This window comes from Kitasatospora albolonga, from assembly GCF_039535905.1.
Lineage (GTDB): Bacteria > Actinomycetota > Actinomycetes > Streptomycetales > Streptomycetaceae > Kitasatospora > Kitasatospora albolonga.
Map to the genome: position 1 here is coordinate 66,224 of NZ_BAAAYB010000002.1, position 13,267 is coordinate 79,490.

The window sequence follows — 13,267 nt, forward strand, 5'->3', positions numbered from 1 at the left end:
GGATGGACAGGAGGGGGTGGGGATATCCCCACCCTGTGGACACCCGCAGCCCTCATGGCCCGCTGCCCTCCCGACCCGGGATGCTCGACCCGGAAGATCTACTGAGAGGCTTGGGCACGTGATGAAGGAGAACCAGAACCTCCGCCCCCCGCTGTACGGCAAGCTGATGTGGCGCCAGGTCCAGCACCTGCTGCTCAACCTGCCGGTGGGGGTCCTCGGGTTCGCCGTCACCGCGGTGCTGCTGGTCGCCGGGCTCGGCCTCTCCATCACCGTCATCGGCCTGCCGCTGCTCGCCTTCGGCCTCGGCGTCAGCCGCTCGCTCGGCGCGCTCGGCCGCCGCCGCTCCGCCCTGGTGCTCGGCACGCCCCCGGTGGTCGCCGCGCCGCCGCAGCTCACCCGCCCCGGGATGGCCGGTCGCGTCACCGCCCAGATCACCGACTCGCTGTCCTGGCGCTCCGCCCTCTACTGCCTGGTGATGGTCCCCTGGGGCGTCCTCTCCTTCGCCCTCACCCTGGTCCTGCTCGTGGTGGGCTGGCCGGTCCTGCCCTGGGCGATGCGCTTCCTCTTCGCCACCGACCGGGTCCTGACGGACAGTCTGCTGATGCCGAGCGCGCTCTCCGAGCGGGTCCGCGAACTGGAGGACGACCGGGGCGTGGTCGTCGACACCGCCGCCGCCGACCTGCGCCGCATCGAGCGCGACCTCCACGACGGCGCCCAGGCCCGCCTGGTCGCCCTCGCCATGGACCTCGGCCTGGCCAAGGAGAAGCTCACCGAAGATCCCGCCGCCGCGGCCGTCATGGTCGACGCCGCCCACGGCGAGGTGAAGCTCGCGCTCCAGGAACTCCGCGACCTCGCCCGCGGCATCCACCCCGCCGTCCTCACCGACCGCGGCCTGGACGCCGCCCTCTCCGCCGTCGCCGCCCGCTGCACCGTCCCCGGCGGCGTCACCGTCCACGTCGACCTCCCCGACCGCCCGGCCTCCGCCGTCGAGGGCATCGCCTACTTCACCGTCAGCGAGCTGCTCACCAACATCTCCAAGCACGCCCACGCCACCACCGCCACCGTCGAGGCCTGGCGCTCCGACGACCGCCTCATCCTCCAGGTCAAGGACGACGGCCACGGCGGCGCCACCCCCCACCCCAACTCCGGCCTGGCCGGCCTCACCGACCGCGTCACCGCCGTCGACGGCCTCCTCCTCATCGACAGCCCCACCGGCGGCCCCACCACCATCACCGTCGAACTCCCCTGGCACACCCGCACCCACCGCGGCTGAGGCTCAGGCAGCGGCGTCCCGCCCACCATCCGGGGGTGCCTCGTCCGGCCCCCGGGTGCCCTGTGCGGTGAACACGAAGGCCGAGGCGTCGCCGTCGAGGGCGATCGTCAGCGAGGCCTCCAGCGCCTTCGCGAGCCGCGTGAGCACCGGCAGGGTCGGCACCGAATCCCCGCCTTCGACGTTCGAGATCTGCGGCTGCGTCATCCCGGCCCGTCGCGCCACCTCGGCCTGGGACAGGCCCAACTCCGTCCGGCGGTCGTACACGGCCTGCCCCAGGGCGAACGCGTAGCCGGCCTCGACGTAGGCCTGGGACTCCTCGACCGTCTCGCCCAGGAGCTTCCTGGTCCTGCGGGTCTTCCACTCCGCGTGGTTCACGGTCTCTCCTCCTCAGTCCGGTCGTAGTCGTGCTCCGCAGCACCGTGCCGGGCCTCACAGAGCCGCTGCGCGGCGCGGGCCCGGTCCACCTCTGCGGTCTCGCGCTGTCGGGTCTTGCGGAAGACCGTCAGCAGAACGATCCGCTGATCGGACGTCAACCAGTACGTGATGCGCACGGCATTGCCGTCCATGACGAAGCGGAGCTCTCTGAGCTTGCCGCCCAAGTGCCGCGCGTAAGGCTCGCCCAAGGTGGTCGGCTGGGCCGCGAGCATGTCCGCAGCGCGCTCCGCCTTGTATAGCCGAGCCATCCCCGACGTGACCGGGCCCGGCAGGCCTGCCCTTGCGCGGGTGTGGGGCTGCCGGGCCCGGGGTCTTGAGGGGGTGTCAGCCCTGGAGGGTGCCGAGGGTGACGTCGGTGGTGGTGGTCTTGCCGTCGCGCTGGTAGGTGACGGGGACCTTGGCGCCGGGTTGGAGGGCGGCGAGGGCGGTGGTGAGGCTGTTCATGGTGGTGATGGGGGTGTCGCCGAGCTTGGTGATGACGTCGCCGGGCTGGAGGCCGGCGTTGGCGGCGGGGCCGCCGGCGGTGACGGAGGCGATGACGACGCCGGCAGGGCGGAAGTCCGCGTCGAAGTAGGTGCGGGCGGTGATGCCGAGGGCGGCGCGGCCGGAGTTGGTGACCTTGCCGTCCTTGATGAGCTGGTCGGCGATGCTGGTGATGGTGGCGGCCGGGATGGCGAAGCCGATGCCGGGGGCGGCGCTGCCGTTCATGTCGGGGTCGGTGGCGGCGAGGGTGTTGATGCCGATCACCTGGCTGGAGAGGTTGACCAGGGCGCCGCCGCTGTTGCCGGGGTTGATGGCGGCCGAGGTCTGCACCATGTTGCCGATGGTGGCGCCCGGGGAGTCGCCGCCCTTGGGTTCGGAGACGGTCCGGCCGGTGGCCGAGACGATGCCCTGGGTCACGGAGGAGGAGAGGCCGAGCGGGCTGCCCATGGCGAGGGTGATCTGGCCGACCTCGACCTTGCCGGAGTCGCCGAAGGTGGCGGGCTTGAGGCCGCTCGGCGGGTTGGTGAGCTTGATGACGGCGAGGTCGGACTCGGGGTAGCTGGCGACCAGGGTGGCGTCGAGCGCCTTGCTGCTGTTGGCCAGGGTGACGGTGAAGGTCTTGGCGGTGCCGACCACGTGGGCGTTGGTGACGACGTGGCCCTTGTCGTCGTAGACGATGCCGGAGCCGAGCCCGGTGCCGGTGGTGATCTGCACCACCGAGGGCAGCACGTTGGCGATCACCTTCTGGTAGTCGTCCTGGAGCGAGTTGGAGCTCGACGGCGCGGCCGCCGTGGAGGAGGCGGAGGACGACGCGGAGGAGGATGCGGAGGACGAGGAGGACGAGGAGGAACTGCTGCTGGTGCAGCCGCTGACCAGGGCGACGGCCGCCAGCAGGGCCATCCCGGGGAGCAGCAGCCGGGGCCCGGTGGGGCGGGGGCCGGCCGGGATCGGGCGGGTGGGTTCCTTCTTGGGGTGCACCTGGGATTCCTCCGGTTCCGTGCGCGGGCGACTGCCGTCGGGCCTGGGCAGCTTTGGCAGGATTGCACCTTTATGTCCCGATATCCCGAACCGACGCGCTGTCAGCCGCCGCTCCCGGAGCGGTGCGTCGGCGGCATAGGCTCTCGGACATGACCTGGTTGATCACCGGCGGAGCCGGTTACATCGGCGGACACGTCGTGCGGGAGCTGGTCGCGACCGGGCGGCGGGTGGTCGTGCTGGACGACCTGAGCAGCGGCTCCCCGTCCCGGCTGCCCGAGGGCGTGCCGCTGGTGGTCGGCTCCACGCTGGACCGGGCGGCGCTGGACGCGGTGATCCGGGAGCACGGGGTCACCGGCGTGGTGCACGTCGCGGCCAAGAAGGCGGTCGGCGAGTCGGTCGAGCAGCCGCTGCGCTACTACCGGGAGAACCTCACGGGCCTGCAGACCGTGCTGGAGGCGGCCGTGGACGGCGGCCTCCAGCACGTGCTGTTCTCCTCCTCGGCCGCCGTCTACGGCATGCCGGACGTGGACCTGGTCACCGAGGCCACCCCCTGCGACCCGATGAACCCGTACGGCGAGAGCAAGCTGGCCGGCGAGTGGATGGTGCGGGCCGTCGGCAATGCCCACGGCCTGTCCACCGTCTCGCTGCGCTACTTCAACGTGGCCGGCACGGCCGCCCCGGAGCTGGCCGACGACGGGGTCTCCAACCTGGTGCCGATGGTGCTCCAGCGGCTGACGTCCGGTCAGGCCCCGCTGGTCTTCGGCGACGACTACGCCACCCCCGACGGCAGCTGCGTGCGCGACTACATCCACGTCGCGGACATCGCCTCCGCCCACCTGGCCGCCGTCGAGCGCCTGGAGGCTGCCGAGGAGCGGCTCGCGCTCACCCTCAACATCGGCCGGGGCGAGGGCGTCTCGGTGCTGGAGATGGTCGCCGCCATCGCCCGGATCACCGGCCTCGCCACCCCGCCGGAGATCGCCCCGCGCCGCGCCGGGGACCCGGCCAGCGTGGTCGCCTCCGCCGAACTGATCCACCGTGAGCTCGGCTGGAAGGCCGCCCACGACCTGGACTCGATGATCACCTCGGCCTGGGAGGCCTGGCGGCGCCGCGGCTGACGCGGGCTCAGCAGTCCGATCCGACGAGGGCCGGGGGCGGGCCCTGGACGCCCAGCACCAGGCGGTAGCAGCGCTTGGCGGTCAGGTGCATCGGTACCGGCGACGAGGTGTAACCCCGCTCCACCCGCAGCCGCACCTCGACCGACCAGCCCGGCCCGGGCCGGACGTCGCTCAGCTTGACCTTTCCGGCGGCCGCCGCGGACGCCAGGCTGTCCTTCGGCACGCCCTGGGTGTAGTCCAGGCCCGCGACCGAGGCGACGAACGCCTCGGCCGCCCGGTCCGCCTCCGCCACCGCCCGGGTCTTCGCGTTCCGTTCCCGCGCGGCGGAGGCCACCACCGCGCCACCGGCCGCCAGCACCGGCAGCAGGGCCACCCCGACGCAGCCCAGTGCCCACCCCTGCCGCCGGCGGTCACGCCGACGCCGCCGCCGGTGCGCCGCCTGTTCCAGCTGCTCGGCCAGGTCCGGGAGCTCCGGTCTCGTCCAGGCCTTCGACTTCGAAGCCTTGGGCTCCGTCGCCTTCGGCTCCGAGACCTTGGGCTCCGAGACCTTCGACGCCGTCTCCATCTCCGTCATCCCCCCGCTCCGCCCCGTCAGTTCGGTACGGCCGTGCCGTAGAACGCGTCCAGAGCGTAGACGCACCGGTCCTTGGAGCCGACGAAGACCCTCCCCCCGACGGCCACCGGGGAGCCGGTGAGCTCGCCCTTGGTGCCGAGCTCCCAGCGGAGCTGACCGGTGCTCAGGTCCAGGGTGTGCAGGGAGTGGTCCCGGCTGCCGAGGTGGACCAGGCCGTCGGCGACGGCCGGGGTGCCCACCAGGTCGCCCCGGGCGCGGTAGCGCCAGCGCTCGTGGCCGGAGGCGGTGTCGAAGGCGTGCAGGGTGTCCCCCGCGCCGACCAGGGCGGTGCCGCCCGCGACCACCACGGGCTCGGCGCCCTGGCGGCTGCCGGTGCGGCCGCGCCAGCGGTCGCGGCCGGTGGCGGCGTCCAGCGAGTAGACGGTGCCGAGGTAGTCGGCGACGTAGACCGCGCCGTTGTCCACCGCGGGCGGGGTGAAGAGCACCACGGCCGCCTCGAACCGCCAGCGCTCGGCACCGGTGGCCGCGTCCAGGGCGAAGACCCGGGTGCCGGAGGTCAGGTAGAGGGTGCCGGCGTGCTCGACCGGGCGGGAGGGCACGCCCTCGCCGACCGGGATGGCCCAGCGGATGCCGCCGCCGCGCGGGTCGACGCAGCGCAGCCGTCCGCCGCCGTGGTAGTACATCGCCCCGGCCACCAGGGCCGGACCGGACTGCGGGTTCTCGTAGTCCTGCTGGGCGTCGTCGGCGCGCCAGAGCTCGGCCCCGCTGGCGGCCGAACGGAGCTGGACGCCACCGCCCCTGACACCGCAGCAGAGCACGCCGTCGGCGGCGTCCAGGGAGTAGATCCAGCCGTCCAGCGAGTTGCGCCAGCGCTCCGTGCCGTCCCGGACGTCCACGGTGTACAGGTGCGGGCCGTCGGCGGCGTGCACCCGGCCGGAGTCCACGGCGAGCGCCCAGGCCACGTCGCGGGTCTTGTAGCGGCGCTGGCCGGAGCCGATGTCGAGGGCGTGCACCTCGAAGCTGGAGACGAACAGGGTGCCCTCGGCGACCACCGGGGTGCCCCAGACGTCGTTGGACATCCGGAACCGCCAGGGACGCCAGCGCGGAGCCGGCGGCTCGGCCTCGGCGGGCTGCCCGGCCCCTGCGGGCGTCGCGCGGCGCACCCAGTCGGTGCCCGGTCCGGCCATGCCGCCGGGCGCCGCCTCGGCCCGGGGGCCGGGCCCTATCGGCACCGCCGCCCCGGCCAGCCGGACGGCCCCCTGGGCCGGCGCGCCGTGATCCGGAGCCCCCTGGCCGGGGACGCCCTGCGGCGGACGTCCCGCGATCTTCTCGGTCGCCCGCTCGTACGGCTGCCCCTGCGGCTGGGGCTGCCCGTGCGGCTGGGGGTGCGGCTGGGGCTGGGGCTGGGGGACGGGCGGCGGCGGGGTGGGCCGCCGGTTGCGCTTCTGCTCGATCAGGTCGATCGCGTTGACGGGCAGCCAGTCCCCCGCCTCCCCGGCCGCGTCGTCCCGCGAGAACAGGTGCGGGGCCAGCTCGGCCTGGATCTGGGCCGGGGTCGGGCGCTGGTCGGCCTCCTGCCGCATGCAGGCCCGGACCAGGTCGTGCAGCTCGGCCGGAAGGCCGGTCAGGTCGGCCTGGTCGCGCAGCAGTTGGAAGACGGTCTCGACCGGGTTGGCGCCCCGGTAGGGGGCGTGGCCGGTGGCGCAGAAGACCAGCAGCGAGCCGAGCGAGTAGACGTCGCTGGCGCCGGTCACGCTGCGGCTGTCCTTGGCCTGCTCCGGCGACATGTAGGCGGGGGTGCCGACCGCGACGTTGGTCATGGTGAGGCGGGAGCTGGAGACCCCGGCGGCGATGCCGAAGTCGATCACCCGCGGGCCGTCCTCGACCACCAGCACGTTGGAGGGCTTGAGGTCGCGGTGGACCAGCCCGGCCGCGTGGATGGACTGCAGGGCCTCGGCGATGCCCGCGATCAGCCAGCGGACGGCGTCCACCGGCAGCGGCCCGCAGTGGGCGACCAGGTCCTCCAGGGAGGGCGCCGGGACGTACGCGGTGGCCAGCCAGGGCACCCGCGCGTCGGCGTCGGCGTCCACCACGGCGGCGGTGTAGAAGCCGCCCACCGTCTTGGCCGCCGCGATCTCCCGGGCGAACCGGACCCGGAACAGGTCGTCCTCGGCCAGTTCCGCCCGCACCGTCTTGATCGCCACCCGGCGGCCCGAGGCGGAGCGTGCCAGGTAGACCAGACCCATCCCGCCCGCGCCGAGCCGCCCGAGCACCTCGAAGGGCCCGATCCGCCTCGGATCGTGCGCCGAAAGCTGGTCCACTCCGCAGCCACCTCCCCGTCCTGCCGCCACCCGGTCGGGGGCGCGACGCCCCCGATTCTCCAATGCCCGCCCCGCCTGATCCAATCTCCCCCGCCGCAGCCCCGTCCGGGGCGGGTTCCGGCCTTCCCGGACGGGATCTGACGGACCGACGGACGGCGGTGGCCGACCGGCCGCCGACGGGCCCTCAATCGGAACAGCAGGCTCCACTACGGTCACTCTGCGCCACCCGACGGAGCCTCAGCCGACGACCCGTCACGCTGGGGTCCCGTCAGCTCACGGGGGGGAACGGTCGCGGGCATCCGGAGCTGAATATCCATCAACCCGGGCGGGCTAATAGTCGCATCACCGAATCGCGCCAAGATCTTGCCACGGTAAGCTGACGGCATGACAGGACAAGTTCGCACCGTCGACGGTCGCGTCGCCGGGCGACGCGGACAGGAGACGCGGCAGAAGCTGCTCGACTGCCTCCGCGAGATGCTCAGCACGTCTCCGTACCGGGACGTCAAGGTCATCGACGTCGCCCGGATGGCAGGCACCTCCCCCGCGACCTTCTACCAGTACTTCCCGGACGTCGAGGGCGCAGTCCTCGAAATCGCCGAGGAAATGGCCGAGGACAGCGTCGAGCTCAAGGAGCTCGTCGATGGAAAGTCCTGGGCGGGAAAGACCGGTGTCACCACGTCGGAAGACCTGGTGGAGGGTTTTCTCGCCTTCTGGCGCAAGAACGATGCCATTCTCCGAGTCGTCACTCTCGGTGCGGCCGAAGGGGACAAGCGGTTCTTCAAGATCCGCATGAAGGTCCTCAACTCGGTGGCCGGGCCCCTCGCCGAGGCCATCTCGGCGAACCAGGGGAAGACCGACAGGTCGGTCGACGCCTCCGGACTCTCCGGGGCCCTGGTCTCGCTGCTCGCCTCGGCGGCCGAGCACGCCAAGGCCTTCACCTCCTGGGGAGTGAAGGCCAAGGACCTCAAGCCCACGCTGGCGCTCCAGGTCTACCTGGGCGTCACCGGTAAGAAGCCGCCGAAGTAAACCACCCCGTCCACGCGTGCTCCGTCCCGGTTTCCTGTCCGGGACGTGCCGGACGCCGGCCGTGTCCTCGGGGGAGGTTGGCCGACCGCCACACCGCGCAGCACGCCCGACCGATGCGAAGGACCCCGGGCCCTCACGGGCCCGGGGTCCTTCGCCGTCCCGGGGGTGCGTCCCGGGAGTCCATGGGGGGTGTGGACGCCGAGGGGGCGTCAGGGGCAGCGGACCACCTGGCCGGCGTAGGCCAGCCCGCCGCCGAAGCCGAACAGCAGCACCGGATCGCCGCTGCGCAGCTCGCCGCGCTCGACCAGCTTGGAGAGCGCCAGCGGGATGGAGGCGGCCGAGGTGTTGCCGGACTCGACCACGTCCCGGGCCACCACCGCGTCCTCGGCGAGGCCGAGCTTGGCGGCGATGGCGTCGATGATCCGCAGGTTGGCCTGGTGGGCCACGAAGCCGCGCAGCTCGGACGGCTCCAGCCCGGCCTTGGCGCAGGCCTGCCGGGCCAGCGGGGCGAGCTGGGTGGTGGCCCAGCGGAAGACGGTCTGGCCCTGCTGACTGATCGTCGGGTCCCAGCCGGTGATGACCACCGCGTCGCCCTTGTCCGGTTCCGATCCCCAGAGCACCGGGCCGACGCCCGCCCGCTCGTCCGGGACGGCCTCCAGCACCGCGGCCCCGGCCCCGTCCGCGAAGATCACGCAGGTGGTGCGGTCGGACCAGTCGATGGTGTCGGACATCCGCTCGGCGCCGATCACCAGCGCCCGGGTGGCGGAGCCGGCCCGGATCGCGTGGTCGGCGGTGGCCAGCGCGTAGGAGAAGCCGGAGCAGACGGTGTTGATGTCGTACGCGGCCGGGCTCTTCACGCCGAGGCGGGCGGCCACCGCGGCGGCGGTGTACGGGCTGCGCTCGGTGGCGGTGCAGGTGGCGACCACCACCAGGTCGATCTGGTCGGCCATCAGACCGCTGTTGGCCAGCGCCTTCTGGGCGGCCTCGGTGGCGAGGTCGACGAGGGTCTCGTCCTCCGCGATGTGGCGGGTGCGGATCCCGACCCGGGAGCGGATCCACTCGTCGTCGGTGTCGACCAGCGTCGCCAGGTCGTCGTTGGAGAGGACCTTGGGCGGCTGGTAGTGGCCGAGCGCCACGATGCGGGAGGCGGTCATACCACCCACTCAACAGCGTTACCGGCGGGTCGCCCGGTCGCGCACCGGTACAACGTACGAGGTCGGAAGCTGTAGGGGCTGGACAACTCCCCCGGGATCAAGCCTCCGTCCGGGGGTGCCCCGGGGTGCCGTCAGGCGGCCATGGTGGCCGCGTCGGCCATCACGATGGCCGGCTTGGCGGCCGGGTCCAGCGCCTTGATGAGTTCGACCATCTGCGCCTCGGGCAGCGAGATGCAGCCGTGGGTCGGGCCGCCGTGGTCCACGTGCAGCCAGATGCCGCCGCCCTTGGCCACGCCCATCGGGTACTTGGTGGAGAGCGGGGAGGTGCCGGGCACCCGGTTGTAGTTGATCGCCACCACGTAGTCGAAGGAGCCGGCCAGCTGCTCGCCGTTGAAGCCGGTGCCGCCGATCACGAAGGCCTTGTCCTGGTCGTAGGGCAGCTTGGAGCCCGGGTCCGCCTTGCGGCCGCCGGCGTCGGTCAGGGCGAAGACGCCGACCGGGCTGCGCAGGTCGCCCTGCTTCTTGTCGGTGGTCCAGCCCTTGGCCGCGTTGTGGCCCTGCCAGCTGGCGCCGGGCTTCCAGCGGTTGTCGGCGGTCCTGGTCCAGAGCACCACGGTGGTCTCGGTGGCGTCGCCCGCCTTGCCGGTGGCCACCACCAGCTGCCGGGTGTCGGCGGAGATCTGGGAGGCGAACTTGGGGCCGATGCCGGGGATCGCGTCGAAGGTGCCGTCGCCCCGGTCGGAGCGGTTGGCGGCGGGCTGCTCGGCCCGCTGGTCGGCCTTGGCCTGCGCCGGGTCGGCGGACGGGGCGGCCGTCGACGCACCGTCAGGGAGCGGCCGGTCCGGCACCCCGGCGGCGGTCACCCGGGGCTCGGCGTTGCCCGGCCCGACGGTGAACCAGCCGGAGACGGCGGCCAGCAGGAAGGCGGTGGAGCCGAACGCGACCTTGCCGCCGTGGCTCTTCTTCTTGGGCTTGCGCCGGTGTCCGCGCGGCCGCGCGCCCTCCTCCAGGGTCGTGGGGGCTGCTGCCCCGCCTCGAGGTTTGGCGCGATGGGAACCGGACATGGGGCGATCCTTCCAAAGCCACGGGCCGGAACGGAACCCTTGGCGTGTGGTGAGCCTGTGAGCATACGCGCTCGGATGCGCGCCGTCCCCCGGCTCGGGCGAGCTCGGGGGACGGTGTGACGCAGGTGTCAGAGGCGCATGGCCTGCGGGGTCTCCCGGCGGTTCAGGTCGGGGCCCTCGTACTCGCGGATGACCTCGTAGCGGGTGTTGCGCTCCACCGGGCGGAAGCCGGCGTCGCGGATCAGGTCGAGCAGGTCGTCGCGGCCCAGCTTGTTCGGGGTGCCGAAGTTGTCCGCGTCATGGGTGATCTTGTACTCGACCACCGAGCCGTCCATGTCGTCGGCGCCGTGGCTGAGCGCCAGCTGCGCGGTGGTGACGCCGTGCATCACCCAGAAGACCTTGACGTGCGGGACGTTGTCGAAGAGCAGCCGGGAGACCGCGAAGGTCTTCAGCGCCTCGGCGCCGGTGGCCATCTCCGTACGGGCCATCAGCTTGTTGCGGACCACGCCGTCCTTGGAGTCGTGGAAGTCGTGCTGGTACCGCAGCGGGATGAAGACCTGGAAGCCGCCGGTCTCGTCCTGGAGCTCACGCAGCCGCAGCACGTGGTCGACCCGGTGCCGGGGCTCCTCGATGTGGCCGTAGAGCATGGTGCACGGGGTCTTGAGGCCCTTCTCGTGCGCCAAGCGGTGGATCCGCGACCAGTCCTCCCAGTGGGTCTCGTGGTCGACGATGTGCTGGCGGACCTCCCAGTCGAAGATCTCCGCGCCACCGCCGGTGAGCGACTCCAGGCCGGCGTCGATCAGCTCGTCCAGGATCTCACTGGCCGTCAGACCGCTGATCCGCTCGAACCAGTGGATCTCGGTGGCGGTGAAGGCCTTCAGCGAGACGTTCGGCAGCGCGGCCTTGAGCTCGCGCAGGCTCCGCGGGTAGTAGCGCCAGGGCAGCGTCGGGTGCAGGCCGTTGACGATGTGGAGCTCGGTCAGCGAGTCGACCTCCATCGCCTTCGCGAGCCGCACCGCCTCCTCGATCCGCATGGTGTACGCGTCCTTCTCGCCCGGCTTGCGCTGGAACGAGCAGTACGCGCAGGAGGCGGAGCAGACGTTGGTCATGTTGAGGTGGCGGTTGACGTTGAAGTGGACGACGTCGCCGTTCTTCACCGTCCGCACGTGGTGCGCCAGACCGCCGAGCCAGGCCAGGTCGTCGCTCTCGTAGAGGGCGATGCCGTCCTCGCGGGTCAGCCGCTCACCCGCGTAGACCTTCGCCTCCAGCTCGCGCTTGAGCCCTGCGTCCATGCGGTGCCCCGCCTCCTCGTGCCTCGGTTATCAAGCCGGGAACGAGCCTACGCCTATGCGCTCAGTAGCTCGGCCAGCAGCCCCGGGTCGACGTTGCCGCCGCTGACCACGGCGGCGAAGACCCGGCCGTCGAGCTCGGCCGCGCGGTGGAAGTAGGCGGCCGGGGCGACCGCTCCGGAGGGCTCGGCGACCAGGCGGCCGCGGCGGGCCAGCAGGGCGACGGTGGAGCGGATCTCCTCCTCGGAGACGGTCACGATGTCGTCCACGTAGGCCTGGATGTGGTCGAAGGGCAGCACTCCGACACTCGGGGTGCGCAGCCCGTCGGCGATGGTCCGGTAGGTGAGGTCGGTGGACCAGCTCAGCCGCTCGCCGGCCCGGAAGGAGGCCTGGGCGTCGGCGGCCAGCTCGGGCTCGACGCCGATCACCCGCACGCCCGGGCAGGCCAGCTTGAGCGCGGCGGCGGTGCCGCTGATCAGGCCGCCGCCGCTGACCGGCACCAGCACGGTGTCCAGCTCGTCGGGGGCGTCCTCGGCGATCTCCAGGCCGACGGTGCCCTGGCCCGCGATGATGTACGGGTCGTCGTACGGCGGCACCCAGACGTACCCGTGACGCTCCGCCAGCTCGGCGGGCAGGGTGTCCCGCTCGCCGGGGGCGACCAGGATCACCTCGGCGCCGAAGGCCCGGGTGTTCTCGACCTTGACGGCGGGTGAGACGTCGGGCATCACGATGACGGCCTTGATGCCGAGCAGTTGGGCGGCGTAGGCCACCGCCTGGGCGTGGTTGCCGCTGGACTGGGCGACCACGCCGCGGGCCTTCTCCGCCTCGCTCAGCGCGGAGAGGCGGTTGTACGCCCCGCGCAGCTTGAACGCTCCGGTCGGCTGGAGGCTCTCCGGCTTGAGCCAGAGCCGGCGCGTGCCGTCCTCCGCCCACGGGGCGGGCAGCAGCGGCGTGCGCACCGCCACTCCCTCGATGCGCTGCTGCGCGGCGCGCAGCTCCTCCAGGCCGACCAGTGCCATCGCTCTACTCCCCCGATTCCAAAGGCAGTTCGCTCACCCGGTTCTCCCACTTGGTGGAGAGCACCACGGTGGTCCTGGTGCGGGCCACCCCCTTGGTGCCGGAGAGCCGCTTGACCACCGACTCCAGGCCCTCCACGTCGGAGACCCGGACCTTCAGCATGTACGAGTCGTCACCCGCGATGAACCAGCAGTCCTCGACCTCGCCGAGGTCCTTCAGCCGGTGCGCCACGTCCTCGTGGTCGGCCGCGTCGGTCAGCTGGAGGCCGATCAGCGCGGTCACCCCGAAGCCCAGCGAGGCCGGGTTGACGGTGGCCCGGTACCCGGTGATCACCCCAGCCTGCTCCAGCCGGTTGATCCGGTCCGTGACGCTCGGCCCGGACAGGCCTACCAGGCGGCCGAGTTCGGCGTACGAGGCCCGGCCGTTCTCCCGAAGGGCCTGGATGAGCTGTCTGTCCACCGTGTCCATGTATCCGCCCGCGTCCTTCCGAACCTCTCCAGACCCACAGATCATTATCCGGTTTCAAAGGCGACATGCT

General features: G+C 72.5%; 13 protein-coding genes. 3 read left to right on the top strand and 10 right to left on the bottom strand.

Annotation, left to right across the window (positions count from 1 at the left end):
• Positions 1–121: 121 nt before the first annotated feature.
• A complete protein-coding gene (locus ABD946_RS00450) occupies positions 122–1,273 on the top strand; it encodes a sensor histidine kinase (RefSeq protein WP_345278882.1) in 1,152 nt (383 codons plus the stop codon).
• Between the two features lie 3 nt (positions 1,274–1,276).
• Here the strand turns inward: ABD946_RS00450 and ABD946_RS00455 are convergent, their stop codons facing one another.
• The 3 genes from ABD946_RS00455 to ABD946_RS00465 all read right to left on the bottom strand — a co-directional run bounded on the left by ABD946_RS00455 (position 1,277) and on the right by ABD946_RS00465 (position 3,091).
• Positions 1,277–1,648 (bottom strand): helix-turn-helix domain-containing protein, encoded by a 372-nt coding sequence (locus ABD946_RS00455; protein WP_345278884.1) that lies wholly within the window; start codon positions 1,646–1,648, stop codon positions 1,277–1,279.
• Positions 1,645–1,956 (bottom strand): type II toxin-antitoxin system RelE/ParE family toxin, encoded by a 312-nt coding sequence (locus tag ABD946_RS00460; protein WP_345278886.1) that lies wholly within the window; start codon positions 1,954–1,956, stop codon positions 1,645–1,647. Before ABD946_RS00460 ends, ABD946_RS00455 begins: the two co-directional genes overlap by 4 nt.
• Positions 1,957–2,032: 76 nt before the next feature.
• Positions 2,033–3,091 (bottom strand): S1C family serine protease, encoded by a 1,059-nt coding sequence (locus tag ABD946_RS00465; protein WP_345278956.1) that lies wholly within the window; start codon positions 3,089–3,091, stop codon positions 2,033–2,035.
• Between the two features lie 227 nt (positions 3,092–3,318).
• On the opposite strand from ABD946_RS00465, the gene galE reads away from it, so the two are divergent.
• Positions 3,319–4,284 carry a UDP-glucose 4-epimerase GalE gene (gene galE, locus ABD946_RS00470; RefSeq protein ID WP_345278888.1) on the top strand — a complete coding sequence of 322 codons (966 nt, stop codon included), beginning with the start codon at positions 3,319–3,321 and terminating at the stop codon, positions 4,282–4,284.
• 7 nt (positions 4,285–4,291) lie between these two features.
• On the opposite strand, the gene ABD946_RS00475 is transcribed toward galE, so the two are convergent.
• Together ABD946_RS00475 and ABD946_RS00480 are read right to left on the bottom strand one after the other, a co-directional pair.
• Entirely contained in the window at positions 4,292–4,858 is a 567-nt protein-coding gene (locus ABD946_RS00475) for a hypothetical protein (protein ID WP_345278889.1), read from the bottom strand.
• Between the two features lie 17 nt (positions 4,859–4,875).
• The gene (locus tag ABD946_RS00480) at positions 4,876–7,179 is read right to left on the bottom strand and encodes an outer membrane protein assembly factor BamB family protein (RefSeq protein ID WP_345278891.1); all 2,304 of its coding nucleotides are present in this window, start codon (positions 7,177–7,179) and stop codon (positions 4,876–4,878) included.
• A 384-nt stretch (positions 7,180–7,563) separates the two neighbouring features.
• Between ABD946_RS00480 and ABD946_RS00485 the strand changes: the two genes are divergently transcribed.
• A complete protein-coding gene (locus ABD946_RS00485; RefSeq protein WP_345278893.1) occupies positions 7,564–8,205 on the top strand; it encodes a TetR family transcriptional regulator in 642 nt (213 codons plus the stop codon).
• A 209-nt stretch (positions 8,206–8,414) separates the two neighbouring features.
• Here the strand turns inward: ABD946_RS00485 and ABD946_RS00490 are convergent, their stop codons facing one another.
• The 5 genes from ABD946_RS00490 to ABD946_RS00510 all read right to left on the bottom strand — a co-directional run bounded on the left by ABD946_RS00490 (position 8,415) and on the right by ABD946_RS00510 (position 13,197).
• The gene (locus ABD946_RS00490) at positions 8,415–9,359 is read right to left on the bottom strand and encodes a beta-ketoacyl-ACP synthase III (RefSeq protein ID WP_345278894.1); all 945 of its coding nucleotides are present in this window, start codon (positions 9,357–9,359) and stop codon (positions 8,415–8,417) included.
• Between the two features lie 131 nt (positions 9,360–9,490).
• Positions 9,491–10,423 (bottom strand): L,D-transpeptidase family protein, encoded by a 933-nt coding sequence (locus ABD946_RS00495; protein ID WP_345278896.1) that lies wholly within the window; start codon positions 10,421–10,423, stop codon positions 9,491–9,493.
• Positions 10,424–10,551: 128 nt separating this feature from the next.
• On the bottom strand, positions 10,552–11,715 hold the full coding sequence (gene mqnE, locus ABD946_RS00500) for an aminofutalosine synthase MqnE (protein WP_345278898.1): 1,164 nt from the start codon (positions 11,713–11,715) through the stop codon (positions 10,552–10,554).
• Positions 11,716–11,768: 53 nt separating this feature from the next.
• A complete protein-coding gene (locus tag ABD946_RS00505; protein ID WP_345278899.1) occupies positions 11,769–12,731 on the bottom strand; it encodes a threonine ammonia-lyase in 963 nt (320 codons plus the stop codon).
• Between the two features lie 4 nt (positions 12,732–12,735).
• Positions 12,736–13,197, bottom strand: a complete 462-nt coding sequence (locus tag ABD946_RS00510; RefSeq protein WP_110672680.1) for an Lrp/AsnC family transcriptional regulator — start codon at positions 13,195–13,197, stop codon at positions 12,736–12,738.
• Positions 13,198–13,267: the final 70 nt, after the last annotated feature.

Bases quoted from the DNA above. Each gene is read 5' to 3' on its own strand.
- ABD946_RS00450 (WP_345278882.1), top strand. From the start codon at position 122: ATGAAGGAGAACCAGAACCTCCGCCCCCCGCTGTACGGCAAGCTGATG.
- ABD946_RS00460 (WP_345278886.1), bottom strand. From the start codon at position 1,956: ATGGCTCGGCTATACAAGGCGGAGCGCGCTGCGGACATGCTCGCGGCC.
- ABD946_RS00465 (WP_345278956.1), bottom strand. From the start codon at position 3,091: ATGGCCCTGCTGGCGGCCGTCGCCCTGGTCAGCGGCTGCACCAGCAGC.
- galE (WP_345278888.1), top strand. From the start codon at position 3,319: ATGACCTGGTTGATCACCGGCGGAGCCGGTTACATCGGCGGACACGTC.
- ABD946_RS00475 (WP_345278889.1), bottom strand. From the start codon at position 4,858: ATGACGGAGATGGAGACGGCGTCGAAGGTCTCGGAGCCCAAGGTCTCG.
- ABD946_RS00485 (WP_345278893.1), top strand. From the start codon at position 7,564: ATGACAGGACAAGTTCGCACCGTCGACGGTCGCGTCGCCGGGCGACGC.
- ABD946_RS00490 (WP_345278894.1), bottom strand. From the start codon at position 9,359: ATGACCGCCTCCCGCATCGTGGCGCTCGGCCACTACCAGCCGCCCAAG.
- ABD946_RS00495 (WP_345278896.1), bottom strand. From the start codon at position 10,423: ATGTCCGGTTCCCATCGCGCCAAACCTCGAGGCGGGGCAGCAGCCCCC.
- mqnE (WP_345278898.1), bottom strand. From the start codon at position 11,715: ATGGACGCAGGGCTCAAGCGCGAGCTGGAGGCGAAGGTCTACGCGGGT.
- ABD946_RS00505 (WP_345278899.1), bottom strand. From the start codon at position 12,731: ATGGCACTGGTCGGCCTGGAGGAGCTGCGCGCCGCGCAGCAGCGCATC.
- ABD946_RS00510 (WP_110672680.1), bottom strand. From the start codon at position 13,197: ATGGACACGGTGGACAGACAGCTCATCCAGGCCCTTCGGGAGAACGGC.